Raw genomic sequence first — 25623 nt, forward strand, 5'->3', positions numbered from 1 at the left:
CTTCATGTACGGGCGGTGAGCCCGGCGCGGCATGATATGCATGAGTCATGCATGATCGAGCGCGTACCGCGAACCTTCTGGGCGCCACCGCTCTGGCTGTGGCCGACCTCGCGCTGGCCGGCGCCGCGCGGACCGCGGGGGTGAGCGTCAGCGGCGCGTCCGCCCTCGTGGTCCTGTTCTGGTCGCCCGCCGTCGGCGTGACCGAGCTGGGCCGCCGGGTCGGCCTCACCCAGTCCGCCGCCGCGCGCATGGTCGACTCTCTGGAGGCCGGCGGCCTGGTGACGCGGCGGCCGGGCGCGGGCCGGGCCGTCACCGTGGAGCCCACGCCGGCCGGGCGACGGCTGGCACGCGACCTGCTGGCCGCGCGCGACGCCCCGCTCGCCGGTCTGCTCGGCGCCCTCGACGACGAGGAGCACGAGACGCTGGCGGCGCTGCTGGCCAAGCTGCTGGCCCGTGCGTACGGGGAGGTCGGTGACGCGGAGCTGCTCTGCCGCCTCTGCGACCGCGGCGCCTGCACGGACAACGCGGTGTGCCCGGTCGGTCAGGCCGAGCGCGACCAGCGGGGCTGAGCGGGCGTGGGTGCGCTCCTCGCGCTCGCGTCGGCGGTGTGTTACGGGCTGTCGGACTTCGCCGGCGGGCTGCTCTCACGCCGTGCGGGCTTCGTCGCCGTCGCCCTCGCGGGGCAGCTCGGCGGCCTCGTGCTCGCGCTGGCCGCGGCCCCGGCGTTCCCGGTGACCGCGGTGCCGGTGTCCGACCTCGGCTGGGGTGCGCTGTCCGGAGTCGGCACCGGGCTGGGCATGCTCTTCCTGTTCCGGGGCCTCAGCCGTGGCGCCATGAGCGTGGTGGTGCCGGTCAGCGCGGTCAGCGGCGTCGCGCTGCCCGCCGTGGTCGGCGTCGCGTTGCTCGGCGACCACCCCTCGGCGCTCTCCTGGCTCGGCATCGCCGTCGCCGTGCCCGCGCTGTGGCTGGTCTCCCGTGGCGAAGGGGCCGGCGGACGGCGCACGGGCGCGTCCGCGTTCGACGGCCTGCTCGCCGGCACCGGCATCGCCCTGCAGTACGTCGCGCTGGCCCAGGCCGCGCCGCGCGCGGGTGTCTGGCCGGTCGTCACGGGACGCCTGGCCGCGGCGCTCACCATCCTCCCGCTGCTGGTGACGGCCGGGGCCGCCGCGCGGCGCGCGGGTGGACGCCAGGTGCTCCTCGCGGCGGGCACGGGCGCCATGGCCGCCACCGCGCTGATGTTCTACCTGGCGGCGACGCGGGAGGAACTGCTCGTCGTGGCGGTCGTGCTGTCCTCCTTCTACCCGGCGATCCCGGTCCTGCTGGGCATCACCGCCCTGCGCGAGCGGCTGAGCGCGCTACAGACCGCCGGCCTCCTCGGCGCCGCCGCCGCGATCGGCCTGCTCACACTCGGCTAGTGCTTTGACCGGGAAGGTCCGCCGGGTCGGCGGTTCCAGCGGTTGGATGTCCTGAGACGTCCGATCCGACCGTTGGGGGGTGTGGTGGCTGAGCCTGTCCGTGTGCGCAGGTACCAGCGACCGAGCCGAGAGCGTCAGACCCTCACGCCACGCGCGATTCGGTACAGCACGTTCGGACGCAGTGGCCCTTCGGGCGCGGTGGGGTCCTCGAAATCCTCAGCCGGGTCTCGGGTCATGCCGATCCGGCGCATCACCGCTTGGGAACGCAGGTTGGTAGCAGTCGTCACTGCGAGGATCTCGGGAAGTTCAAGCGTCTCGAAGCCGAAGGCCAGGCCGGCCAAGGCGGCCTCGGTGGCGTAACCCTGGCCCCAGGCCGAGCGAGCGAGCCTCCAACCGATCTCTACTCCCGTGAACGGCATGCCATCATCCACCTGGTCCAAACCCGCGAAGCCGATGAACTCGCCCGTGGCCTGCAATTGAACTGCCCACCATCCGTAGCCCCGCTGGTCGAACTCGGCCTGGAACCGCGCCACGGAGGCATCGCTCTGTTCACGGGTGAGCAGGTCGCCCAAGTACTCCCGGACCTCAGGATCAGCATTCATCGCCGCCCACGGTTCGAAGTCGGAGTCTTGCCATCGACGGAGTACGAGGCGATCGGTACGCAGCTCGACCATGCTGCCCAGCCAACGTGAGCGCTGTCCCCAAGGCAATCCATTTTCTTCGGGACTGCTACCGCCGGTCAGAAGGAGAACGCACGGCTGGCTCCAAGACTGACGAAGCGACCACCGCCCCGGCGAACCTTCCCGGTCAGAGCACTAGCGGCCGGAAATGTCGGACCGGGCGGGAGCGGGTGTTCCTCTCGAGGGGTTCTCCTGGCAGGAGAATTCTCTCCTGTCAGGAGAAGCCCGCCATCGGCTACCCCCGCCTCCGGCGCTGTGACGCATCATCAGGAGTCACTCGGCCGGTTGCGGTGGCGTCGGTGCTGTGGTCGGGTACGGACGTGCGAGCCGACGATCCGCGGGACGAGCCGGACGCCCTGCGCGCGGTGCTGGCGAACGTGGACCGGAAGCCGCCGGCGGGCTGGGCCGCGGTGCGCGCCTTCGAGGCCGCGCACGCGATCGAGCTGCCCGCGCCGTTCCGCGGCTTCCTCGCCACCGTGTCCGACGGATGCCCGGCGGGCCCGCCCGCGTACGGGCTGTCCGGTCTCGGTGCGCTGACCGGGCCGGAGGCCGACGCGACGCTCGCGCGGCCGTTCCCGCTGACCTCCGCCCGGTTCTGGGACGAGGAGACCGGGCCGGCGAAGGGGGACGGCACCGTCCACCTCGGCACCGACGGCTGCGCGATGGACTGGCGGCTGGTCGTGACCGGCGAGCACCGCGGGCACGTCTGGCAGTTCACCGACGTCGGCGCCCAGCCGTTCGGCCGGCCCTTCGGGTACACCACCGCCGAACCCGGGTTCGGCGGCTGGCTGCGCCACTGGGCGGCCGGCCGCGACTGGTTCGACGCGGACTGATTCGACACGGGCTGGTTCGACACGGGCTGAGCCGCGTGGCCTCGGCTCCGGGCGGCGGGCGGGTCAGCCGATGGGCCGACGCGGGTCAACAGGTCTTCGCCCGCGGGGCCGGAGCCGGACTCGTCGACGACGTACGCGGTGCGTCGGCCACCTCGACGCGGTCGGGGTTCGCGCCGGTAGAGACCGCGTCCGGGCCGGACGGCGGGCCGTGGCTCAGGACCAGTCGGGGTGGGCGATGCCCAGGTCGCCGGCGGAGACGGGCATCGCGCCCGTGCCGTCGACGCGGATCGCCCAGATGCTCTGGTGCGCCGTCTCGCCGCGGGCGGTCGCGATCCAGGTGCCGTCGGGGGAGAAGGTCGGGTCCATGTCGCGGGTCGCGGTCGAGGTCAGCCGGCGCGGCGTGCCGGTGCCGTCGGAGGGGGTGAGCCAGACGTGGCGCGCGTCCTTGGCCGGCTGCTCGGTGTAGGCCATCGTCCTGCAGTCCGGCGAGAACGACGGGTCGTTGACGTCGTGGTCGTCGTGGGTGACCTGGGTCCACGAGCCGCCCGCCGTACCCGCGTCGACCGTGTAGATCTGCTGGGTCCCGCTCTTCTTGCTCCAGAACGCGACGCGGTTTCCGCACCAGGCCGGGTCGTCCTTGTCGGCGCCGTCGCCGGTGAGCCGCAGCGGCGTCTCCGGGTGGGCGATCGTGATCACGGCGATCTGCCGTCCCGACGGCGTCTTGGCGACGATCGCGATCTTCTTGCCGTCCGGTGACCAGGCACTGCGCGTGCGGCCGTCGACGATGTCCGTGATCATCCGGGGTGTCCCGGTGCCGTCGGCGTTCGTGATCCACAGCTCGTTGACCGTGGCGCTGACGTTCCGGGTGAAGGCGATCTGCTTCCGGTCCGGCGACCAGCGGGGCAGCATGTCGCACTTGTCGTCGTCGCTGATCACCTTGGCCGCCACGTGGGTGGTCGGGACGAGTCTGCCGATGCTGCCGTAGCAGCGGCTCGGCCAGCCGCTCTGCCGGTCGATGCGCACGAGCAGGCCGGCCTTCGGCAACGGCGCCGGTCCCGACCCGCCGGCGGCCCCGGTGGGCTTCCCGCCGTCGTGCCGGGTGAGCAGCCAGCCGGTCACCGCCGCCGCGACGACGACCGCCGCCGCACCGGCCAGGAGCACCCTGCCCCGGCCACGCCGCCGGGCCGGGGACCCGCCGTCCGGAGGCATCGGCCGGGTCGGGTTCGCGGTCGGGGCCGTACGCTCCGGCGTGACCGCGACGGTGTGTCCCGGACCGCCGGGCATGCCGGAGCCGGCCGCGACGGTGTGGCCGGGCCCCTCCGGCGGCCCGGAGGGCGGTCCGGGGAGCGGCCCGGAGAGCGGTCCCGGCGGGAACGAGCCCTGACCGGGGACGGGACCCGCCGGCGGTATCGGCGGCTGCCAGGCCGTCAGCTTGCCCAGCACCGCCGCCTCGCTGGTCTCGCCGCCGACCAGGGCGAGCAGCAGGTCTCGTGCGGTCGGGCGGTTGTGCGGGTCCTTGTCCAGCGCCGCCCGTACGAGCCGGTCCAGGGGAGCGGGCAGGTCGCCGATCTCCGGGTCGCCGTGCACCAGCCGGGCCGACATGACCGAGAAGTCGCCGGTGCCGAAGGGATTGACGCCGTTGCGCGCGTACGCGACGAGGCATCCCCACGAGAAGATGTCGACCGCGGTCGTCACCTGCTGCCGCAGGATGCGTTCCGGCGCCATCCAGCCGGGACTGCCGACGAGCTGGCCCGTCATCGTCAGCCCGGAGGCGGCGTCGAGGGCCTGGGAGATGCCGAAGTCGATGACGCGCGGCCCGGAGAAGGACAGCATGACGTTCGCGGGCTTGAGGTCGCGGTGGATCAGCCCGGCCGCGTGGATGGCGACCAGGGCGGCGGCCACCCCGACCGCCACGCCGTGCAGCATGCCGGGCGACAGCTCGCCGTTCTGCTTGACGTAGTCCTTGAGCGAGACGCCCTCGATGTACTCCGTCACCATGTAGGCGCGGCCGCCGGACTCGCCGTGGTCGAGCACCTGGGCGGTGCAGAACGACGCGACCCGCCGGGCGTTGGTCACCTCGTCCTGGAAGCGCGTGAGGAACCCGGGGTCCTGCGCCAGTTCCGCGCGCACCACCTTGATCGCCACCTGGCGTCCGTCCGGGCCGCGCCCGAGGTAGACGGCGCCCATGCCGCCCTCGCCGAGCCGCGCCTGGAGCGCGTACGGACCCACCTGCTCGGGATCGCCGGGCCGCAGTGGTGTCCCCGCGCCCGTACGTCGTTGACCGTCCACCGCAGCTCATCTCTTCGCGCCGACTTATGACCGTACTCCGCGAAGACCCGTCCGGACATGCCGGAAAACCCTGATCCGCGGTACGTCTTTCTTCGACGCGCGGAACCGCCCGGACGATCGGCGCGACGGCCGGAAAGGCATCGCGTATCAACCGATCGCGTGTTAGCCGACCGATTTGCGGGGCAGGCGTGCCCCATGGTGGTACGCCCGGTCGCGTGGCTGCGCTGGCACGCCGGATACGCGCTCCGGTCGCTGCGGCGCGCTCTTCGCGGGCCGAGTCGTGAGCGCGACCTGCTCGTCCAGTCGGCCAAGTCCGCGGTCGCGGCGGCCCTCGCGTGGCTCGTCGCGTACGAGGTGCTGCACGCGCCGCTGGCGTCCCTCGCCCCGTGGGTCGCCCTCGTCATGGTGCACACCACGGTGTACCGCTCGGTGGTCAAGGGCCTGCAACAGGGGTTCGCGGTGGTCTTCGGGGTGGTCGTGGCGACCGCCGGATTCGCGCTGGCCGGCGACCGTACGGTGGCCCTCATCGTCGTGCTGCTCGTGACGATGCCGCTGGTCAACCTGCGGACCTTCGGCGACCAGGGGATCTACGGCCCGCTCACCGCGGTGCTCGTGGTCACCTCGGGTCAGCCCAGCGCGCACGCCATGGGCTGGCGTCTCCTCGAGACCGGGCTGGGGATGGCCGTCGGGGTGCTGGTCAACGCCCTCATCCTGCCTCCGACGCACCTGCGCGACGCCCACGAGGCGGTCACGGGCGTGGCCGAGGAGATCGCCGGTCAGCTCGACCGGCTCGGCGACGGTCTCGCCGGAGAGTGGGACGTCAACGACGCGCGCGACTGGCTGCGCCGGTCGGACGACCTGAGGGCCCGTACGGAGGACGCGTGGTCCGCGATCCGGCGGGGCCGGGAGAGCATGCGGATGAACCCGCGTTCGCGGCCCGGCCGGCGGGGCGAGGACCTGTCCGCGGTGCTGCTGCCGCTGGAGGTCGTGGCCAAGCAGACGCAGGGCATCTGCCGGACCCTCGTCGACGCCGCCGAGGAGGGCATGCCCGACCCCGACCCCGGGTTCCTCGCCGTGTACGCCGAGATGCTGTGCCACGGCGCCACGGTCGTCCGCGCCTACCGGCGCCGGCGCCTCGACACGGGCGCCCCGGACCTGCCGGCCGTCCTGGACGCGGCGCGCGAACACAGCGGTCACCTGCACGGACGTCTGCGGGCCGATGAGTTCCGGCTCGACGGATGGCTGATCCACGGACCGCTCCTCATCGAGATCGACCGGATGCTCACCGGCCTCGCGGACGACCAGGACCTGTCCTACGGACGTGAGCCGTGAGACGGACCCCGGCGCGGCGTCACGCCATCGGACCGACCCAGCCGGGCCGGTACGGTGCGACGGGACGGGCCGAGCCCGCGTACGGCGGTACGATCGGGCCGCTCCAGCCGGGGTAGTACGACGGCAGGACCGCGAGGGTCTCGGCCACCGGGCGGTCGTTCGGCACGCAGCGCGCCGTCACCGTGCCGATGGCCGGGCCGGTCACGGTGATCTTGAGGCGGCCGACGGTGAGCACGTGGGTGCCGCTGACGGCAGGCGTCCAGTCGCCGGTGAGGTCCCCGCGGATCGGCTGGCCCACCGGCACGTAGCCGCCGGAGCCGGTCACGCGGAACGCGCTGTTCTCCGCGCCGCCGACGTTGATCCACGCCGAGGCGCTCCAGGCGTCGATGGGCACCGGTGCCCCCGCGCCCAGCCGCGACAGGTGCAGGCGGACGCCGGTCGGCCGGGTCACGGCCGTCTGGCCCGGCGAGGAGAGCCGGCCGTCGAGGACGACGGCCCCGGATCCCAGCATCGGGACGTCGCAGGAGTAGACCGTGGAGAAGCGATCGGCGTACGCGGGCGCCTGCGCGGCGACGAGAGCGAGCCCGCCACCGGTCACGAGCGTGGCGCCGGTCAACGCGTATCCGGCCAGATTCTTGATCATGGAAGAGTCCTCCGAGTTCTGGTGTTCGGAGAGACGTCATCACGCACGCCCGGCCCGCGTGGAGCCCCGGACCCGCGTTTTTGCCACCGCTGGTGACGATCAAAACCGCGCCCAGATCAAGCCGTGAGCCGTCAGGGCAAGATGCTGTCCACGTAGCCGCCGTCCACGCGGAGCGCGCCGCCGGTCGTCGCCGAGGCGTTCTCCGAGCTGAGGTAGACCACCATGTCGGCGATCTCCTCCGGCTCGATGAGGCGCTGGATCAGGGAGTTCGGCCGGTGCTCGGCCATGAAGCGCCGCTGTGCCTCGTCCCACGGCAGGTCGGCGCCCACGAGCTCGGCGACGAAGTCCTCCACGCCCTCCGTGTGCGTCGGCCCGGCGATGACGGTGTTGACGGTGACGCCCGTGCCCTTGGCGGCCTTCGCGTACCCGCGTGACACCGCCAGCAGCGCCGTCTTCGTCATGCCGTAGTGCACCATCTCCTCCGGGATGACGACCGCCGAGTCGCTCGCGATGAACTGCACGCGCCCCCAGCCGCGCTCGATCATCTTCGGCAGGTAGTGCCGCGTGAGCCGTACGCCGGACAGGACGTTGACCTCGAAGTAGCGGCGCCACTCGTCGTCGTCGATCTCCAGTACGGGCCGGGGCGCGAAGACGCCGAGGTTGTTGACGAGGATGTCGATCTCGGGCAGCTCGTCGAACAGCCGGGCCGCGCCCTCGGCGGACGCCAGGTCCGCCGCCATGCCCCTCACCGGGCCCGAGTCGCCGGCGAGGTCGCGTACGGTCGCGGCCACCTGGTCGGCGTTCCGTCCGTTGACCACCACGGCGGCGCCGGCGCGGCCCAGCCGGGCGGCGATGGCCCGGCCGATCCCCTTGGTCGATCCACTGACAAGGGCGGTGCGTCCACTCAGATCGATGTCCATAGGGTTCCACCGTACCCAGGCGAACGGTGAGTGATCGCCTACGGTACGCACACGGGAGCCGGGCCTCTCGCGGGGTCCGGCTCGGTCGCGCGCTCGATGGTCGCGCTCGCCTCCTCACTCACTACACGGACGGCTCGTACCTCACCGGCCGCTCCGCTCGCTCGTCGGCTCGCCGCACGAATTCGCCGGTCGCGCTCGCCTCCTCACTCGCTACACGGACGGCTCGTACCTCACCGGCCGCTCCGCTCGCTCGTCGGCTCGCCGCGGGTTCTCTGGTCGCGCTCGCCTCCTCACTCGCTACACGGACGGCTCGTACCTCACCGGCCGCTCCGCTCGCTCGTCGGCTCGCCGCTCCGGTCAGGCGGCGATGGTGGCGTGCATCTCCCAGACCAGCACCTCGGACGGCTCGGTGGCGGTGACGCGCCGGCCGCCGGCCGCGGTGAGCCGGGCGGCGTCGCCCGCGTTCAGGTCGCCGGCGCCTTCCAGGGCGACCCCGCCGCGAGGGACGAACAGGTGGACGAACGGCGCCTCGGGCACCTCCACGCTCTGCCCCGCCTCCAGCCGGGCCACGTGCAGCGCCGCGTACTTGTTCTTGATGCGGATCGCGGACCGGTCCTCGTGGCGGGGCATGCCGGAGGCGACCGTGACGAGGCCGCCGCGCAGGAGCTCGTCCTCGATCTCGAGCTGCTCGTACCCCGGCGTGATGCCGGCCTCGTCCGGGACCACCCACATCTGGACGAAGTGCACCGGCTCGGTGGGCTCGGGCCGCCCGGCGGGCCGGTCGTTCTTCTCCGAGTGCAGGATGCCCGTGCCGGCGCTCATCCGCTGCGCCAGGCCGGGGTAGATGACGCCGTTGTGCCCCTCGGAGTCCTGGTGGACGAGCGCGCCGCGCAGCACCCACGTGACGATCTCCATGTCGCGGTGGGGATGGGTCTCGAACCCGGTGCCCGGCTTGACGATGTCGTCGTTGTTGACCAGCAGCAGCCCGTGGTGGGTGTTGGCGGGGTCGTGGTGGTGTCCGAAGGAGAACGAGTGCTTGGAGTCGAGCCACGAGATCTTCGTCGCGAACCGCTCGTCCGCTCGCCGGACCTCGATTCCTGGCCGCACCTTCATGTCGCTCCTATCCTCGATGGTTGAACCTTAAACTACCTGCCCGGCGGCGCTATTCCCCTCGCGCCGCCGCCGGCGTCCGGGGGTGTTCGCGCGGCCGCGGAGTGATCCATTAGGCCGGACCGGGCGGTATTCGTCTCGGTTGATTTCGCATTTCCGCAGGTCAGGCCTTTCTGAAGGACGTGGGATCGGCGGTTCTGAGACCTAACCCGAAAGTGATGGGCCGAACACGCAGAGTGATGCATGATGTTTCCAGATCGAAGGAGGTGAACGAAAGATCTTGACACGGCATCACGACGGGCGTCGGTAGCTCGTCGCCAGCCCCCGAAGGGAGTCGAGTTCGATGCGAAGAACACCGATACGAATCGCCGGAGCGTGTGCTCTCGCCGCGACACTGGCAACGTCCGCGGCCGCGTGCGGCAACGATGACAAGAAAGCCGCCTGCGACAAGCTTCAGGACACGATTTCGCAGGTGAGCCAGAGTGGCATTTCCCAGAACAATGATCCGAACGGGCTGGCTCGCACTTACTACAACAGTGCCACCGCGATAAGGCAGGAAGGGCGGGACTCCGGCGACAGCGATGTCGAGAGCGCGGCCAACGACGCCGCCTCCTCGCTCGAGCAGCTCAGCCAGCAGCTGACGGCGATGGACCGCGGCGACCGGGGCGGACCGCAGTACCCCACGACCGGCACCAGTCTGATGAGCGCCGGCGATCGGATCAGGTCCGCCTGCGACCACTGAAGGCGTCCGTGGGGGACGGATCGGACCGAACCACTGGGCCCGCTTCTCCGGTCGACGGGGGAGCGGGCCGGTCCGTTCGACGGGCCTCGACGGTGGCGGCACGGCGGGTCCTCACTCCGGCTCGTACCGCATCGACGCGGCCAGCAGCAGTCGGGTGACCTGGTCCAGCGTCGCGCCGGGGGAGTGTGCGTCCGGGTCCAGTGTCGTGTGCAGCACGAAGCCGTCGCCGGCCGCGACGATGAGGGCGGCCATCGGCTCCGGCTCCACCCAGGAGGCGATGAGCCCGGCGTCGCGCAGCTCGCGGATGCTCGCGGCGAGCGCCTCCCGCAGTTCGGCCAGCATCGCCACGATCGGGGCGCGGACCGCCTCGTCGCGCGCCGCCGTCGCCAGCGCCTCCAGGTAGGCGGGCGCGTGCTCGTGCGCCTCGTCGAGCGCCGCCCGCAGCGCCGCGACCGTGGCGAACAGGCCGCCCAGCGGATCGCCCGCGATACCGGTCAGCGCCGTGCGCGCGGGCTCGATCCACGTCCGTACGGCGTCGACCAGGGCCTGTGCGACGAGGGCGTCCTTGGAGCCGAAGTGGTACGTGATCGCCTGGAGGTTCACCCCGGCCGCGGCGGCGATCTCCCGTGAGGTCGTCCGCGCGACGCCGTGGCGGCCGAGCACCTCCAGCGTCGCCCGCAGCAGGCGGGCACGCGTGACCTCTTGGCGTTCACTCATACGAATGTATGATTTTCATCGGTGTGGCTCCTACCGCGAGGAGAGCGTGATCTCATGCCGACGGATCTGCCGACGGACCTGGTGACCGGGGCGTACGGATACACCGGAACCTATCTCAGGCGGCGCCTGGAGAGCGCGGGCCACACGGTCCGTACGCTGACCGGGCACGCGCCCCCCGACGCGGACATCCCGGTGTTCCCCTACCGCTTCGACGACCCCGCCGCGCTCGACGAGGCGTTCGCGGGCGTCACCACCTTCTACAACACCTACTGGGCGCGGTACGCGCCGGGCGGCACCAGCCACCGGGAGGCCGTCGCCAACACCGCCGCGCTGCTGCGGGCCGCCGCGCGGGCGGGCGTCGAGCGCGTCGTCCACCTCAGCATCACCAACCCGGACGCCGACTCGTTCTACGCCTACTACCGCGGCAAGGCCGAGGTGGAGGACCTCGTCGCGGAGAGCGGCCTGACGTACGCCATCGTCCGGCCCGGCGTCATCTTCGGCGGGCCGGACATCCTGCTCAACAACATCGCGTGGCTGCTGCGCCGGTTCGACGTGTTCGGCATCCCGGGCGACGGGCGGTACCGGCTGCGCCCGGTGCACGTCGAGGACCTCGCGGAGCTGTGCGTCCGGCTCGGGGCCGAGGAGACCGACACGGTGGTGGACGCGGTCGGGCCCGAGTGGTTCGCCTTCGAGGACCTGGTCGCCGCCGTCGCCGGCGCGATCGGCCGGCGGTTCCGTCCCGTTCACCTCCCGCCGGCGGTCGTCTCCCTGATCGTGCGCGGGCTGTCGCTGCTGACCAGGGACGTCGTGCTGACCCGCGACGAGATCGACGGGCTGATGACCGAGCTCGTCATGGTCGAGGGCGAGGCCACCTGCCCGACGCGGCTGACGGACCACCTGCGCGACAACGCCGACCGGATCGGCCGCGAGTACCACTCCGAACTGGCCCGGCGCAGGTGAGCCCGAGCCGGGTCGGGCGAGGCCGTGAGTGAACGTCCCGATTGGGTAAGGGGAGCAAGCCGTGGTCGTTCGACGGGAGACGATGGTGGAACATCCCAAAACCGCGTTCGTACTGGGTGGCGGTGGTCTGCTGGGCGCCAACGAGGTGGGCATGCTGCGCGCGCTCGCCGAGGCGGAGATCCGGCCCGACCTCGTCGTCGGCACGTCGGTGGGCGCGTTCAACGGCGCGTTCGTGGCCGCCGACCCGGCGGGCGCGGCCGACCTGCTGACCACGGCGTGGCAGGGGGACGGCGCGGGCTCGGTCTTCTCCGGGTCGTTCATCAGCCGCATGTCCACGCTCATCCGGTCCGGCACTCACCTGCACTCCACCAGCCTCCTGGCCACCGCGATCGACGCGCTCATCCCGGCCGACCGGATCGAGGACCTGGCGGTGCCGTTCCACTGCGTGGCGGCCAACATCGAGCGGGCCGAGGCCCGGTGGTTCACCCGCGGGCCGCTGATCCCGGCGGTGCTCGCGTCGTGCGCGGTGCCCGGCATCCTTCCGCCGGTACGGATCGGGGACGAGCACTTCTACGACGGCGGGCTCGTGCACAGCATCCCGATCGGCCGCGCGCTGCGGGAGGGCGCCCGGACGATCTATGTCCTGCAGGTCGGCCGCATCGAGACCCCGCTCACCAAGCCGGCCCGTCCCTGGCAGGTGGGCCTGGTCGCCTTCGAGATCGCGCGGCGGCACCGGTTCGCCGAGGAGATGGCGGAGCTGCCCGACGACGTGACCGTCCACGTGCTCCCCACCGGGACGACCGGGGCGGGCGGCGGCCTGTCGCAGCTGCGTTACCGCGACGCCTCGCGGGTCGAGGCGAACATCGAGCGGGCGTACCGCGCGACCAGCGCGTACCTCGCGGGCGACTGAGCGGCGGAGCGCGGACTCGTGATCCCCCCGCGGTTCGTCCGGCGAGTGGCCCTCATCCCGCTGCTGGTGGTGGTCACGGCCGTCGCCGTCGTCGTGGGGGCGCCGCTCCTCCTCCTCGGGCTGGTCGTCTCGCGCGGCCGCCGGCGCGTCGCGCGGGTGACGGTCATCGCGGTGTCGTGGCTGGCGATGGAGTGCGTCGTGCTCTGCGCCGCCCTCGCGCTGTGGCCGGCCGGCGGCGACCCGGAGACCGCGCGCGAGCGGCACTACGCGCTGTGCGGCTGGTTCCTCGGCCGGATGTACGGCGTCGCGACGCGCGCGCTGGGCCTGGTGATCGAGATCCAGGAACCGCTGAACGCCTCCTCGGACCGGCCGGTGATCGTGCTGAGCCGGCACGCCGGGCCGGGCGACTCCTTCCTGATCGTGCACTTCCTCCTCAACGTGTACGGGCGCCGGCCACGGATCGTCATGAAGGCGGCCCTGCGGCTGGACCCGGCGGTCGACGTGGTGCTGGGGCGATTGCCCAACGTCTTCGTCACCGGGCGTGAGGAACCGGGCGGGCGGGTGGCGGCCGAGATCGGGCGGCAGGCCGCAGCGCTGGCGGGCCGCGACGCGTTGCTGATCTTCCCCGAGGGCGGCAACTTCACCCCACGCCGCCGCGTACGCGCGATCCGCAGCCTGCGCCGCCGGGGCCGCCGGGCCGCGGCGGAACGCGCGCGCGGCATGACGAACGTCCTGCCGCCCCGGGGGACCGGCACGCTCGCCGCGCTCGCCGCCGCGCCGCACGCCGACGTCGTCTTCGTCGCGCACACGGGCGCGGACGATCTGCTCTCCCCGCGCGACATCTGGCGGAACATCCCGATGGAGCAACCTCTGCGCGCCCGCTGGTGGAGGATTTCCCACGAGGAGATCCCGGAGGAGGATCGGGAGCGCTGGCTCTATGACTGGTGGGAGACCATCGACGCCTGGATCGCGGAGAACCGGCCAGAACAGGGGTAATAGCAGTGCTATGTGGGGCTAGCGCATAGTTCTCGGTACTTCTACCGGGGTAGCCCGGTATCTAATGGTCGGATCCGACGGCAAGCTGATGCCTGGCAACCGGGGACCGTCAGCCGGCGGATTGGCAGAGGGGAGTGTCATGACAGCCGCGGCTCCCTCCACTCCGGCCGCACGGTCTCGCCCGTCGGTCCGGACGGCGGGCTCGCCGCGGTGGAGATCGGTGACGGTCCAGGCGGCGCTGGTGTCAGCCGTGCTCGTCCCCGCGGTGGCCGAGGGGGGGCTCTGGGTCCGGCACCCACTCACGACCGTGGTCAACCTGCTGGTATCCGCTGGGGCCATCGGAGCGGGGGCGCTCCTGGCAGGGGATGCGGAACAGCGGGTCACGGGGTACGTCCTGATCGCGTCGGGGGTCGCGCGACCACTGGAATGGGCGGACGAGTGGGCGTCGGGCCCGGGCCCGTTGTACGCGCAGGTCTTCGAGTACCTGCCGATCACCCTCACCGCGTGGGCCCTGCTGCGCTATCCGTCGGCGTCACTGGGACGGCACCGGCGCGGCTTCATGGTGATCATGGCCGTATGGGTGATCGGGCTCCCGGCGATCGAGGCCTGTGTCGCGCGGCCGGCGTGGGTCGGCATCCCCAATGCCACGCCCGCGACCTGGTGGCCGAACCTGTGGGCGGACCGGCGGCTCTACGACACTCTCGAGTACACGCTGATGGCCGGCTGCGCGCTACTCGCCCTCGGTTTCCTGGTGTTCATGCTGCGGGGGCTGCGCGTCGGCGGCCGGCGTCACCGCGCCGAACGCCTGCCGGTGGCCGCCGCGGGCATCCTCGCGGCGATGGCCTCCGGCCCGGTGGTCGTCATCACCGCGCTCGCCGGCCCGCACGAAGAGGTGTTCGCCATCGAGGGCATGGCCCAGCTGGGCGTGCCCATCGCGTTCCTGGTGTCGCTCGCGCAGCGGCGGCTGACCCGGCTGTCGTCTCTGATGGCCGTCTTCGACACCACGTACCCGACCACACATCTGCTGCGGGAGCTGCTGCGGCACAATCTGCGCGATCCCGGCCTTGACCTGCTCATCTGGTCCGAGGCCGACCGCGGCTACCTGACGGTGGACGGCGAACCGGCCGACGTCGCGACCTCCTCGCGCGACCGCCGCACCATCCCGGTCCACGGCCGCGGGGACCGGCGGCTGGCCTTACTGGTCGTCGACGCCGCCATGGCCGGCGACGGCGAACTGGCCGGTGCCGCGGTGGCCATCAGCAAGCTGGCGATGGAGAACCTCATGCTGTCGCGGCGGCTGCTGACCGCCGACTACGACGCGCGCCAGCTCATCGTGGCCGACCTGCACGACGGGGCGCAAAAGGACCTGTGCGCGCTGCGCGTGGCACTGTCCAAGATCGAGCACGCCGAGCCCGAGCGGGTGCCGGCGCTCGTGGAGACCGCCGACCGGCTCGTGGCGAACGCCCTGCGGGAGCTGCGCGACCTGGCCCACGGCGTCTACCCGCACACGCTGACGCACGCGGGCCTGGCGGCGGCGATCGAGGAGACCGCCGACGGCCTCGGCCTGATCGTGCACCTCACCGCGCCGGAGCACCGCCTGCCGGCGACCGTGGAGAAGACCGTCTACTTCTTCGTCAGCGAGGCGCTGACGAACGCGCACAAGTACGCCGGCACCGTCCATCTCCAGGTGGACGTCCGGCAGTCCGGGGGCGTCATCATCGCCGAGGTCAGGGATGACGGTGTCGGCGGGGCCGACACCGAGGGGCCCGGGCTGGCACGGCTGCGCGACCGCATCGAGGCGTACGGCGGCCGCCTGCACGTCCGCAGCCCGCACGGCGAGGGCACTCACGTGGTCGCGAGGATCCCATGCGTGTGATCGTCGCGGACGACGTCCCGATGCTCCGCGACCTGTACCGGCAGAGCATCCAGGCCCTCGGCGTCGACGTGGTGGCCGAGGCCGCCACGACCGCCGAGCTGCTGGTCCACGTCCGCGGCCACCGGCCCGACGCGGTGCTGGTGGACATCAACTTCGGCGGCCACCTCGGCCGGCCGCAGGACGACGACGGCCTGCGCGCCGCCGAACGGCTGCGCGCGGACCATCCGCGGCTCGGCATCGTGATGTTCTCGGTGCACATGACGCCCGCGTACCTGCGGCGCATCACCGCCATCGGCGACGGCACCCACATCGGCTACCTCGGCAAGGAACGCATCAAGGACGCGCGGACGATCGTCGACGCGCTCGCACGCGTCACCGCGGGGGAGACGGTCATCGACGGCGCGCTGGCCGAGCAGATGCTGCGGACCCGCCGCGTCCAGGACCCGATCGCCCTGCTCACGGCGCGGCAGCGGGAGGCGCTGGAACTCCTCGCCCAGGGCCGTACGAACAAGGCGATCGCCGAGCGGATGAAGGTGGCCGTCCCGACCGTCGAGGCGTACCTCAGCGAGGTGTTCAAGACCCTCGACATCCCGGCGTCGCCCGACGACCACAAGCGCGTCCTGGCCGTACTGGCCTGGCTGCGCAGCGCGGGCCCGAGGCCGTCCGGCGTCCGTACGGCCCAGGGCGTGGAGGAGTGATGGCACCGGCGATCGGCATCGACCTGGGGACCACGTACTCCGCCGTGGCGGCGGCCCGGCCGGGCCGCCGGCCGGAGGTGCTGTGGAACCACGACGGCGACCTGCTCACCCCCTCCGTCGTCCTCCTGTCCGGCGCGGGCGAGGCGCTGATCGGCAAGACCGCCAAGCACGCGACGAAGAACGTCCCCGGCGACTGCGTCGAACTCGCCAAACGACGAGAGGGCGCCGCGGGCTGGACGTTCACCGACTCCCAGGGCGGCGTACGCGGCGCCGAGGAGATCCAGGGTCTGATCCTGCGGCGGCTCGCCGAGGACGCCGCGGCGGCGCTCGGCGAGCCGATCGGCGAGGTGGTGCTCACGGCGCCCGCCCGCGCCGGAGCGGCCGCGCGGCGGGCGTTGAGGAGCGCGGCGGAGGCGGCCGGCCTCACCGTTGCCGGGCTGGTCGACGAGCCCGTCGCGGCCGGCCTGGCCTTCGGGGTCACCCAGGGGACCGTGCTGGTGTACGACCTCGGCGGCGGGACGCTGGAGGTGACCGTGATGACGGTCGACGACGACGGATCCCATGTCCTCGCCACCGACGGCGACCGCCGGCTGGGCGGCTTCGACTTCGACGACCGGCTCATGGCGTACGTGGCCTCGGAGGTGCGGAAACTGGCCGGCCCGGACCTGCTCGACGGCGGCCGCCGCCAGGCGGAACTGCGGGAACGGTGCGAACAGGCCAAGCACGCGCTCAGCCGCGCGTTCCAGACGCGGCTGTTCATCGCCGGCGCCGACCGGAGCTACACGGTGGAGGTCAGCCGCGAACGGTTCGAACGGATGACCCGGGACCTCCTGCAGCGGGCCGCGGCCGTCGCCGACGCGGCCCTCGGCCGCGCCGGCGTGAGCTGGGCCCGGATCGACCGCATCCTGCTCGTCGGCGGCTCGACACGGATGCCGATGGTCCGCCGGATGATCGAACGACGACTCGGCGGCGTGGCGGACACGACCATCGACCCGGACCAGGCGGTCGCCCTGGGCGCCGCCATCGCGGCCCGCGACGGCCGGACGGGTGCGCTCCGGCTCCATGACGGGGAGCTTCTCTGAGCGATGGCGAGCCGTCCGCCGTCGTCCGGATAATGGCGCCCGTGAACCGTGCGACGACGTGGTGGGCCGCTCTCTCCCTCGCGATGAAGGCGGCCCTGGCGGGGCTGCTGCTGTTCGCGCTGGCCCACCCACACTGGGACCGCTTCGCGGCCAAGGCCATGGGCATCCGTGCGATGACCTATCCCCTCGCGGCGGTGCTCGTCCCCGTCATCTGGCTGATCGTCCGCCGCCTGCGCGGCTCGGCCCGGTACCCGTGGGACGTGGACGCGCTGGTCGTCGCCCCGTTCGTCATCGACGTCGCGGGCAACGCCGCGAACCTCTACGACACCCTCACCTGGTTCGACGACTTCTGCCACTTCGCCAACTGGGCCCTGGTGAGCGCCGCGTTCGGCACCGCGCTGCGGCGGGGGCCGGTGCTGCCACGGTGGATGGCGGCGTTCGCCTGCGCCGGCTTCGGCGCGATCGCGGCGATCCTGTGGGAACTCGCCGAGTACGCGACGTTCATCATGAACACCAACGAGGTGATCGGCATCTACCGCGACACCATCGGCGACGAGGTGCTGGGCCTGTCCGGCGCGACGTTCGCCGGAGTGCTCGTCGCCGCGCTCCGCCCGGCGCAGTCCTCCCCGGAGCCCGACGCCGCCGACGGGGGCCAGGCCCTGGGCTCGAACTCTCAGAAGTAGTCGGCCGGCCAGTGGACGGCGGTCGGCGCGCGGACGGTCTCGGTGGGGTCGGTGGTGATCGGGCGGATCATGCCGGTGGTGTCCGCGGTGTAGCGCACGTCGCTGAACAGGTGCGGCAGGGCGGTGAGTGTCGCCTCGTCGGCCGGCAGGCGTGCCCGGCCGTGGCTGACGCCGCGGCGGGCGGCTCGCGCCGTGACCTCCTCGAACACCGCCACCTGGTCCCCGGCGACCTCCAGGAGTTCGACCGCGTCGGCGTGCCAGCGCGCGGCCAGGTACCCGATCGGCCTGCCGGCGCGTTCGGTGACCGTCAACTCCACCGGAGGGCCGTACCAGACGGGGACCCGCAGCCGCCAGTCCTCGGACCCGCGCACGGTGGTCAGGGGGCGCCGGGCGTTGTGCCGCTCGTACAGCGGCGCGAGGGCCGGCCACGCGTCCGGGCCGACCCGCCTGGTCGTCGTCCGGGTGCCGGGCGCCGCGGCCCCGGCCAAGGTGCCGGACGGGTGGCGCAGTTCAAAGGTCGACCAGCCGGCGTTCGCGTAGACGCCGGGGGTGCCGGTGAACAGCAGGGACCAGGCGCACCCCTCCGAGGCCATGGCGTTGAGGGCCATGGAGAGGAGCCGCTTGATGTGGCCTCTCCCGCGGGCGTCCGGCCGCGTCGCCACGTTGGCGACTCCACCGACGAGGTCCACGCCGCCGGTGGCGTTGCGGATCCGGCGCGGCACGTAGTAGACGACGGCGTGGACGCCGTCGTCGCCGGCCGCGACGAAGGTCCGGTCGTACCGGCCGGGTTCGCTCTCGTACAACGGCACGATGTGCGGCGCGTCGAAACAGGCCGCCCAGACGCGGTAGAGGGAGTCGCGGTCCTCCGGAAGCGCCGTCCGGAACTCGATCACAGCACCGCGTTCCGCTGCCGGCCGAGCCCGTCGATCTCGAGTTCCATCACATCGCCGGAGGCCAGATAGGGGAACCTGCCCGACAGGGCGACTCCCTGCGGCGTGCCCGTGTTGAGCACATCGCCCGGGTCGAGGACGGTGTACTGGGACAGGTGCCAGATCAGGTACGCCACGCTGAAGATCATGTCGGCGGTGGTGGAGTCCTGGCGGGGTTCGCCGTTCACCCACGAGCGCAGGCCGAGGCTCTGCGGGTGTCCCGCCTCGTCGGGGGTGACCAGCCACGGCCCCAGGGGGTTGAACGTCTCACAGCTCTTGCCCTTCGACCACTGGCCGCCGGACTCGGTGAGCTGGAAGTGCCGCTCGGAGACGTCGTTGGCGATCGCGTATCCGGCGACATGGTCGAGGGCCTGGTCCGGCGAGTCGAGGTAGCGGGCCCGCCGGCCGATCACCACGGCGAGTTCGACCTCCCAGTCGGTCATGGTGGAGCCGCGCGGAATGAGGACGTCGTCGTACGGCCCGACCACCGTGTTCGGGGCCTTGTAGAAGACGATCGGGCTCGACGGCGCCTCGGCGCCCGACTCCGCGGCGTGAGCGGCGTAGTTCTGCCCCACGCACAGCACCACGCCCGGCCGCGCGACCGGCGGGCCGACGCGCAGGCCGGTGACGTCGATCTCCGGCAGGCCCGCGAGGTCCCGAACCCCGCCCCGGGCGAGGAAGGCGCCGTCGATGTCGGCGGTGACGCCCGACAGGTCGGCGTACCGCTCGCCGTCGAAGGCGACCGGTCGTTCCCGTCCCGGCTCGCCGACGCGTAGATAACGCAATGATTTCTCCTTTATCCGATGTGGTGCAGCATCGCGGCGGTCACCGCGTGCTCCAGCGGCAGTCCCGCCGCCAGCCGCTCGATCTCGGCGATCACGATGTCGCCCTGCCTTCTCCGGCACTCCGCCGTCCCGGCCGCCTGGTGGGGCGTGAGCAGGACGTTCGGCAGGGTCCGGAACGGATGGTCGTCGGGCAGCGGCTCCTCGTCGAAGACGTCGAGTGCGGCGTCCAGACGGCCGGTCCGCAGCTCGGCCAGGAGCGCGGCCTCGTCCACCAGCCAGGACCGCGCGGTGTTGACCAGGCCGGCCCCGTCCGGCATCAGCGCCAGCTCGCGCGACCCGAGCAGATGACGAGTCTCCGGAAGCGCGGGGGCGTGCACGGCGACGATCCGGCTCTTCGCGAGCAGCTCATCGAGCCCGACGGCGTCCTCGAGGAAGGGGTCGGTGACGCGGACGTCGGCGCCGAGGGCGCGTGCCAGCTCGATGTAGGCCCGGCCGGTCCGGGACGCGCCGATCACGCCGATCGGGCAGCCGAGGATCTCGTGCCGCCGGGGCGCCCGCTCGGCCGCGGCCCAGGAGCTCCCGCCACGCAGCGCGTGGTCGAAGCGGTGCACCTGGTGCAGCAGCGCCAGCGTGAACGCCATCGCCACCTCGGCCACCGAACGCGCCATGCCCGCCCCCGCCTGCGTCACGTGAACTCCCCGCGCCCACAGGGCGCCGGTGACGAACGGCTTGACGCTGGCACCGGTGTGCGCGACGAGCCGCAGCGTGGGCGCCGAGTCCAGCAGCCCGGCGTCCAGCGGCGGCGTGCCCCAGCCGGTCACCAGCACCTCGGTGCCCGGCAGGGCGCCGGCCAGTTCGCGATGGTCGTCGAGCAGTCTCACCTCACCCAGGGCGAGCAGGGGACCGGGATCGGGGAAGAACTGCCGCCGCAGTTCCTCGGGGACGCACACGAGCACCCGGAGGGGTTCAGCGGAGCCAGTCATCACGATGCTCCGCCACGAAGTCGTCGTCGGTCAGCCAGGGGTAGGCGCCGCCCACCCGGGTCAGCTCGGCGTCCTGGCCGGGGGAGAGGCCCTCGTCCGGATCCAGGCACCAGATGCCGTCCAGCAGGCCCTGGCGGCGCAGCACCTCGTGCACGCCGGCGATGCAGCCCGCGAACCCGTGGGCGGCGTCGAAGACGGCGGCGTTCGCGTCGGTGAGCGCGGCGGCCCGCCCGGACCAGAGCGCCGCGTCCGCATGGACCGTCGCGAACATCTCCACGGCCGCCCGGGTCCACACCGCCCACTGGCCGAGCAGCCCGCCGGCGAAGCGGAGTCCGCCGGGCAGGTCGGCGAGCAGGTCGCCGATGATGTGATCGTCATTGCCGGTGTACAGGGCGACCTGGTCGCGACGGTCGGAGGCGGCGACACCGTGGACGACGTCGAGGCTCCGGTAGCGGTCGAAGGCCGCGACCTTGATGGCCACGGTCGACGGCTGGTCGGCGAGGGCCCGCCAGAACGCACGGGACAGGACCGGCCCGCCGATCGCCGCCTGCAGGTAGAAGCCGACCACCGGCAGGACCTCGCCGACCGCACGCGCGCGTACCAGCAGGTCGGCCTCTGTGGCGCCCGGCACCACCGGGGAGAGCAGCACCGCGTCGTAGCCGAGGCCGGCGGCCAGCTCGGCCTCGGCCACGGCCTGGCGCAGGTCCCCGCAGGCTCCCGCGATCTTCACCACCGGGCGTCCGGCGTCGGCGCGGATGACGTCGGCGGCCAGCCGCAGGACCGGTTCGAGCAGCCCGGCCCGGCGGATCCCGAACTGGGTGGTGTGCACCCCTACGGCCAGCCCGCCCGCGCCCGCCGCGAGGTAGTAGCGGGTCAGCGCTGCCTGGCGGCGCTCGTCCAGCCGGCGTTCGGCGGTCAGCGCCAGCGGGTGCGCCGGGATGACGGTGCCCTCGCGGAGCATCAGAACCTCCCGTCGCGGACGGCGAATCTGGTCGGCTTGCCGGAGGTCGGGAGTCCCGCCTCCAGCCAGGCGGCCTGCCAGTCGATCAGCGTGCCCAGGGGCACCTCGGGGTAGCCGAACAGGCGGTGGCACAGTGTCGCGTCGCTGAGCAGCGCGGTCCCGGCCTCCTCGCCCGCGAGGACGGGTTCGCGCCCGAAGCGCTCGGCGAACGCCGCGGCGACGCGGCGGACCGGGGCGGTCTCCGGGCCGGTCAGGTTGAGGACGAACGGCTCGGCCGCGGCGTGCCGGAGCGAGCGCAGCGCCACCTCGTTGGCGTAGCCCTGCCAGACCACGTTGACGTGGCCGGTGGTGACGTCGACCGGCTCACCCGCCCGTACGGTCCGGCCGATGTCGGCGAGCACGCCGTAACGCAGGTCGATCGCGTAGTTCAGGCGCAGGATCGCGACGCGCGTGCCCCGGGCCGCCGCCGCGTGCTCGAAGATCCGCTCCCGGCCGAGGCAGCTCATGGCGTACTCGCCGACCGGGCCGACGGGGTCGCGCTCCGTGCAGCCGCCGCCGGTCACCGGCGTCAGCGGATAGACGTTCCCGGTGGAGAACACCGCGATCCGCGCGTCCGGGTACCGCTCGGCGACCCGCGCGGGGAGAACGGCGTTGCCGATCCACGCGAGGTACGGCGCCGTGCTCGTGCCGAACTTGACGCCCATCATGAACACCACGTCGGCCGCGTCCGGCAGCGTCGTCAGGTCGCCGCCGAGCAGGTCCAACGAGACGATCTCCACACCGTGTCCGGCCAGGTCGCGCGCCGCACGGGGATCGGACCAGCGCGACACGGCGTACACGCGGTCGCGGCTCCGGCCCGCCGCGTCCAGGCCGCGGCGGGCCAGGCGGCAGAGCGTCGGGCCCATCTTCCCGCCCGCGCCCAGCACGACCAGGTCGCCCTCTCCCGCGGCGAGGTCGGCGACGAGCGCGGCCGAGGGGGTGGTCAGCCGGTCCTGCAGGTCCTCTTCTGACGTGAACATCCTCAACCCTTGATTCCGGACATGGTGACGCCCTCGGTGAAGTAGCGCTGGCCGACGAGGTAGGCCGCGAAGATGGGGACGAAGGCGACGGTCGCACCGGCGAGCACGACGTTGAGCGGTACGTTCTCCTGCTGGAGCGCCGCGATGCCGACGGTGAGCGTGCGCATGTGGGTGTCCTGGCCGACGATGAGCGGCCACAGGAAGTCGTTCCAGTGCCAGAGGAAGACGAAGACGCCCAGAGTGGCCAGGATCGGCTTGCACAGCGGCAGCACGATCCGGGTGAAGACCCGCCACTCCGAGCACCCGTCCAGCCGCGCGGCCTCGAACAGCTCGTCCGGCAGCCCGCCGATGAACTGCCGCATCAAGAAGACGGCCTGGGCGTTGGCGAGCGTCGGCAGGATGAGTCCCCAGTAGGTGTCGACCCCGCCGAGCTTCGAGATGAGGACGAAGGTCGGGATCAGCGTGACGTGGTACGGCACCATGACCATCGACAGGAACGACCAGAACATGGTCTCCCGGCCGGGGAAGCGCTTCTTGGCGAAGGCGTAGCCGGCGAGTGAGGCCAGCAGGAGCACCGCCACGACGCTCACCACCGAGTAGACGAGGGTGTTGAGCGTCCAGCGCAGCATGTCACGGCCGCCGAGGACCTGCGCGTACGCGCCGGTGTGGAGCGGCCAGGGCAGCAGGCTGGCCGGGAACCGCACGGCCGTGGCCGGCTTCAGCGACAGCACGACCATCGCGTAGAACGGGAACAGCGTGACCGGGGTGGCGATGGCGAGCAGCACGACCCGGACGACCTTGCCGGTCCGCGAGGGCTCCAGCGCCCGGTACGAACGGGTCACGGGCCGGGCGGCCGGCGCGGACGGCGCCGGGCGGGTGGCGGTCAGGCTCACCTGTTCCTCCCGAGGATGAGGCGCTGGATCAGCGCGACGACGAGGGTCATGACGAAGAGGGAGACGCCGATGGCGCTCGCGTAGCCGAAGTCGAAGTACTTGAAGCCCTGGTCGTACAGGTGCATGACGAGGGTGTAGCTGGAGTGCGCCGGACCGCCGCCCGTCATCACGTAGACCAGGTCGAACACCTGGAACGAGTTGGTCGTCTCGATGATCGCGAGGAAGAACAGCGCGGGCCGGAGCTGAGGGGCGACGATGTGCCGGAACCGCTGCCACGGGCCGGCTCCGTCGGTGAGCGCGGCCTCCTCCAACTCGCGCGGCACGTCCTGCAGCCGGGCCAGGATGATCAACATGCCGTACCCGAACCTGGACCACACCGAGACCAGCACCAGGGCGGGCACCACCAGCGTGGTGGAGGCGAGCCAGGACGAGCCGGTCAGCTTGGTCCAGGGCCCCTCGGAGGAGAACAGCCAGGTGAAGATCGTGCCGGCCAGCACCAGGCTGGTGACGACGGGCAGGAAGAACACCGAGCGGAAGAAGCGCGCGCCGCGGAACGCCCGGCGCACCAGCAGCGCCATGCCCAGCGACAGGCCGATGGACGCGGGCACGTACAGCACGGTGTAGAACAGCGTGACCTTGAGCGCGGACCAGAACGTCGGGTCGGCGAGCAGCCGCCGGTAGTTGTCCACGCCGCTGAAGGTGGGGCTGTCCCCGATCGTGTAGTCGAAGAAGCCGAGCAGCACTCCGGCAATGGACGGCCCGAAGCGGAAGGCCAGGAACAGCAGGAAACACGGCAGGACGAACAGCAGACCGGTTCGTGTCTCCCACCGTGAGAGGGCCCTCCGGCGGGGCGTTCCGGCGGTCGTCGCCATGGTCACCTCCTTGTCTCGGGGCCCGCCGTCCGGCGGGCCCCGTGTCTCGTCAGCCCTTCAGCAGCGCGTCGGCCGCCTTGGCGGCGTCCGCGAGAGCCTGCTGGGGCTGCTTCTTGCCGATCAGCGCGGCCTGGATCTCGGGCGCGAGGACGCCCATGACGTCGCGCGCCTTGTCGTTCAGCGGGCCGGCGGTCGTGTAGCCGACGGTCTGCTCCATCGCGGCCTGGACCGGGTCGTTCGGGTAGAGGGACCCGGTCGACTTCTGCGGGGAGAAGTTGCTCGACGCCACGTCATAGGCCTTGGTCGCCTCGGCCCTGGTCGCGAAGGCGATCCACTTGCCCGCCGCGGCCTTCTTGGAGGAGGTCTTGAGCATGGACAGCGCGCCGACCGTGCCGTACGCGACCTGCTTGGCGTCGTTCAGCGGCGGGAAGACCTTGATGTTGTCCTTGCCCCAGAACGACTCGACGTCGGCGGGGACGTGCTGCCAGGTGCAGGCGACCTTGTTCTGCGCGACGTGGGTCTGCTCGAACTTCGGCAGCCCGGTCAGCAGGTCCTTCTCCATGTATCCGCCGTCGACGAGCTGCTTCAGGAAGGTCAGTGCCTTGACGCCGGCGGGACCGGCGAAGGCCACGGACTTCCCGTCCGGGGCGAACACGTCGCCGCCGGCCTGCCAGAGCAGCGGGTAGAACGACTGGTTGAGCGTCGCGGAGGGGTCCGCCCAGTAGTTGGTGACGTCGATGCCCTTGGCCTTGAACGCCGGGGCGAGCTTCATCAGCTCGTCCCAGGTCTTCGGATAGGTCGTCACCCCGGCCTTGTCGAAGGCCTTCTTGTCGCACATCAGCGGGTTGGAGCTCATCAGAATGGGGGCGCCCATCATCGCGCCGTCCACGGTCACGGCCCGCCGGGCGTTGTCCCGGTAGTCGGCCTTGGCCGGCGCGGACAGGTACTTGTCGACGGGCTGGATCAGCCGGGCGTACTTGGGGATCTGGTCGGGGATCAGGTAGACGACGTCCGGCGCCTTGTTCCCGGCGATGGCGGTCGACAGCGCCTCATCCCGCTTGACCCACGGGTAGATCTCGACCTTGACGTGGATGGTCGGATTGGCCTTCTCGAAGGCGGCCACCTGCTCGTTCCAGAAGGCCTGGTGCTTGGCCTGGTCCGGGATCACCGGATAGGTCCACATGGTGACGTTCTCCGTGTGGCCGGAGCCCGAGCCGCTGCCGCAAGCGGTCAGCGCTCCTGCCGTCAGCGCCGCCATCGCCAGTGCGCGCAGTCGCATGGCTGTTCCTCTCGTT

Annotated in this window: 26 protein-coding genes; 12 read left to right on the top strand and 14 right to left on the bottom strand. The window is 72.1% G+C overall.

Features of this window, described 5'->3' with window-relative positions; translation table 11 throughout:
• The first annotated feature begins 47 nt into the window (after window positions 1-47).
• Both QSK37_RS36505 and QSK37_RS36510 read left to right on the top strand, forming a co-directional pair.
• Window positions 48-569: a MarR family winged helix-turn-helix transcriptional regulator gene (locus QSK37_RS36505; RefSeq protein ID WP_285630066.1), complete on the top strand. Its 522-nt coding sequence runs from the start codon at window positions 48-50 to the stop codon at window positions 567-569.
• A 6-nt stretch (window positions 570-575) separates the two neighbouring features.
• Window positions 576-1415: a DMT family transporter gene (locus QSK37_RS36510; protein WP_285630068.1), complete on the top strand. Its 840-nt coding sequence runs from the start codon at window positions 576-578 to the stop codon at window positions 1413-1415.
• 134 nt (window positions 1416-1549) lie between these two features.
• On the opposite strand, the gene QSK37_RS36515 is transcribed toward QSK37_RS36510, so the two are convergent.
• A complete protein-coding gene (locus tag QSK37_RS36515; RefSeq protein ID WP_285630070.1) occupies window positions 1550-2089 on the bottom strand; it encodes a GNAT family N-acetyltransferase in 540 nt (179 codons plus the stop codon).
• 326 nt (window positions 2090-2415) lie between these two features.
• Here QSK37_RS36515 and QSK37_RS36520 point away from each other — a divergent pair, with 326 nt between their 5' ends.
• Complete coding sequence (locus QSK37_RS36520; RefSeq protein ID WP_285630072.1) at window positions 2416-2928, top strand: hypothetical protein; 513 nt, start codon at window positions 2416-2418, stop codon at window positions 2926-2928.
• 213 nt (window positions 2929-3141) lie between these two features.
• Here QSK37_RS36520 and QSK37_RS36525 read toward each other — a convergent pair whose 3' ends face one another.
• Window positions 3142-5217 (bottom strand): protein kinase domain-containing protein, encoded by a 2076-nt coding sequence (locus QSK37_RS36525; RefSeq protein WP_285630074.1) that lies wholly within the window; start codon window positions 5215-5217, stop codon window positions 3142-3144.
• Between the two features lie 195 nt (window positions 5218-5412).
• Here QSK37_RS36525 and QSK37_RS36530 point away from each other — a divergent pair, with 195 nt between their 5' ends.
• Window positions 5413-6549 carry an FUSC family protein gene (locus QSK37_RS36530; protein WP_285630076.1) on the top strand — a complete coding sequence of 379 codons (1137 nt, stop codon included), beginning with the start codon at window positions 5413-5415 and terminating at the stop codon, window positions 6547-6549.
• Between the two features lie 19 nt (window positions 6550-6568).
• Here the strand turns inward: QSK37_RS36530 and QSK37_RS36535 are convergent, their stop codons facing one another.
• From QSK37_RS36535 to QSK37_RS36545, 3 genes are all read right to left on the bottom strand, one after another.
• Window positions 6569-7192: a hypothetical protein gene (locus tag QSK37_RS36535; RefSeq protein WP_285630077.1), complete on the bottom strand. Its 624-nt coding sequence runs from the start codon at window positions 7190-7192 to the stop codon at window positions 6569-6571.
• A 131-nt stretch (window positions 7193-7323) separates the two neighbouring features.
• Window positions 7324-8112, bottom strand: coding sequence for an SDR family NAD(P)-dependent oxidoreductase (locus QSK37_RS36540; protein WP_285630079.1), 789 nt, complete (start codon window positions 8110-8112; stop codon window positions 7324-7326).
• Between the two features lie 357 nt (window positions 8113-8469).
• Window positions 8470-9225, bottom strand: a complete 756-nt coding sequence (locus QSK37_RS36545; RefSeq protein ID WP_285630081.1) for a pirin family protein — start codon at window positions 9223-9225, stop codon at window positions 8470-8472.
• Window positions 9226-9565: 340 nt separating this feature from the next.
• Between QSK37_RS36545 and QSK37_RS36550 the strand changes: the two genes are divergently transcribed.
• Window positions 9566-9964, top strand: coding sequence for a hypothetical protein (locus QSK37_RS36550; protein WP_285572823.1), 399 nt, complete (start codon window positions 9566-9568; stop codon window positions 9962-9964).
• 111 nt (window positions 9965-10075) lie between these two features.
• Here QSK37_RS36550 and QSK37_RS36555 read toward each other — a convergent pair whose 3' ends face one another.
• Window positions 10076-10681 carry a TetR/AcrR family transcriptional regulator gene (locus QSK37_RS36555; protein WP_285630083.1) on the bottom strand — a complete coding sequence of 202 codons (606 nt, stop codon included), beginning with the start codon at window positions 10679-10681 and terminating at the stop codon, window positions 10076-10078.
• A gap of 54 nt (window positions 10682-10735) precedes the next feature.
• On the opposite strand from QSK37_RS36555, the gene QSK37_RS36560 reads away from it, so the two are divergent.
• From QSK37_RS36560 to QSK37_RS36590, 7 genes are all read left to right on the top strand, one after another.
• Window positions 10736-11641 carry an SDR family oxidoreductase gene (locus tag QSK37_RS36560; protein ID WP_285630085.1) on the top strand — a complete coding sequence of 302 codons (906 nt, stop codon included), beginning with the start codon at window positions 10736-10738 and terminating at the stop codon, window positions 11639-11641.
• A 61-nt stretch (window positions 11642-11702) separates the two neighbouring features.
• On the top strand, window positions 11703-12551 hold the full coding sequence (locus QSK37_RS36565) for a patatin-like phospholipase family protein (protein ID WP_285630087.1): 849 nt from the start codon (window positions 11703-11705) through the stop codon (window positions 12549-12551).
• Window positions 12552-12569: 18 nt separating this feature from the next.
• Window positions 12570-13547: a 1-acyl-sn-glycerol-3-phosphate acyltransferase gene (locus QSK37_RS36570; RefSeq protein WP_285630090.1), complete on the top strand. Its 978-nt coding sequence runs from the start codon at window positions 12570-12572 to the stop codon at window positions 13545-13547.
• A gap of 220 nt (window positions 13548-13767) precedes the next feature.
• The gene (locus tag QSK37_RS36575; protein ID WP_285630092.1) at window positions 13768-15423 is read left to right on the top strand and encodes a sensor histidine kinase; all 1656 of its coding nucleotides are present in this window, start codon (window positions 13768-13770) and stop codon (window positions 15421-15423) included.
• Entirely contained in the window at window positions 15414-16121 is a 708-nt protein-coding gene (locus QSK37_RS36580) for a response regulator (RefSeq protein ID WP_285630095.1), read from the top strand. Before QSK37_RS36575 ends, QSK37_RS36580 begins: the two co-directional genes overlap by 10 nt.
• Window positions 16121-17203 (top strand): Hsp70 family protein, encoded by a 1083-nt coding sequence (locus QSK37_RS36585; protein ID WP_285630097.1) that lies wholly within the window; start codon window positions 16121-16123, stop codon window positions 17201-17203. Before QSK37_RS36580 ends, QSK37_RS36585 begins: the two co-directional genes overlap by 1 nt.
• 41 nt (window positions 17204-17244) lie before the next feature.
• Window positions 17245-17886: a DUF2238 domain-containing protein gene (locus QSK37_RS36590; protein ID WP_285630098.1), complete on the top strand. Its 642-nt coding sequence runs from the start codon at window positions 17245-17247 to the stop codon at window positions 17884-17886.
• On the opposite strand, the gene QSK37_RS36595 is transcribed toward QSK37_RS36590, so the two are convergent.
• The 8 genes from QSK37_RS36595 to QSK37_RS36630 are packed head-to-tail and all read right to left on the bottom strand — an operon-like array spanning window position 17877 to window position 25607.
• Window positions 17877-18779: a GNAT family N-acetyltransferase gene (locus QSK37_RS36595; RefSeq protein WP_285630100.1), complete on the bottom strand. Its 903-nt coding sequence runs from the start codon at window positions 18777-18779 to the stop codon at window positions 17877-17879. The two genes, QSK37_RS36590 and QSK37_RS36595, sit on opposite strands and share 10 nt — an antisense overlap.
• Window positions 18776-19600, bottom strand: coding sequence for a fumarylacetoacetate hydrolase family protein (locus QSK37_RS36600; RefSeq protein WP_285630102.1), 825 nt, complete (start codon window positions 19598-19600; stop codon window positions 18776-18778). Before QSK37_RS36600 ends, QSK37_RS36595 begins: the two co-directional genes overlap by 4 nt.
• Window positions 19601-19611: 11 nt before the next feature.
• Window positions 19612-20583, bottom strand: coding sequence for a hydroxyacid dehydrogenase (locus QSK37_RS36605; protein WP_285630104.1), 972 nt, complete (start codon window positions 20581-20583; stop codon window positions 19612-19614).
• Window positions 20567-21544, bottom strand: coding sequence for a dihydrodipicolinate synthase family protein (locus QSK37_RS36610; protein WP_285630105.1), 978 nt, complete (start codon window positions 21542-21544; stop codon window positions 20567-20569). Before QSK37_RS36610 ends, QSK37_RS36605 begins: the two co-directional genes overlap by 17 nt.
• Window positions 21544-22563, bottom strand: a complete 1020-nt coding sequence (locus QSK37_RS36615; protein WP_285630107.1) for an NAD-dependent epimerase/dehydratase family protein — start codon at window positions 22561-22563, stop codon at window positions 21544-21546. The genes QSK37_RS36610 and QSK37_RS36615 overlap by 1 nt, the downstream gene beginning before the upstream one ends.
• Before the next feature lie 2 nt (window positions 22564-22565).
• Window positions 22566-23456 carry a carbohydrate ABC transporter permease gene (locus QSK37_RS36620; protein ID WP_285572798.1) on the bottom strand — a complete coding sequence of 297 codons (891 nt, stop codon included), beginning with the start codon at window positions 23454-23456 and terminating at the stop codon, window positions 22566-22568.
• On the bottom strand, window positions 23453-24328 hold the full coding sequence (locus QSK37_RS36625; RefSeq protein ID WP_285572796.1) for a carbohydrate ABC transporter permease: 876 nt from the start codon (window positions 24326-24328) through the stop codon (window positions 23453-23455). The genes QSK37_RS36620 and QSK37_RS36625 overlap by 4 nt, the downstream gene beginning before the upstream one ends.
• Before the next feature lie 49 nt (window positions 24329-24377).
• Window positions 24378-25607: an ABC transporter substrate-binding protein gene (locus QSK37_RS36630; RefSeq protein ID WP_285630109.1), complete on the bottom strand. Its 1230-nt coding sequence runs from the start codon at window positions 25605-25607 to the stop codon at window positions 24378-24380.
• Window positions 25608-25623 lie beyond the last annotated feature (16 nt).

Source organism: Actinoallomurus iriomotensis (assembly GCF_030269445.1).
In the GTDB taxonomy this organism is placed as follows: Bacteria; Actinomycetota; Actinomycetes; order Streptosporangiales; family Streptosporangiaceae; genus Actinoallomurus; species Actinoallomurus iriomotensis.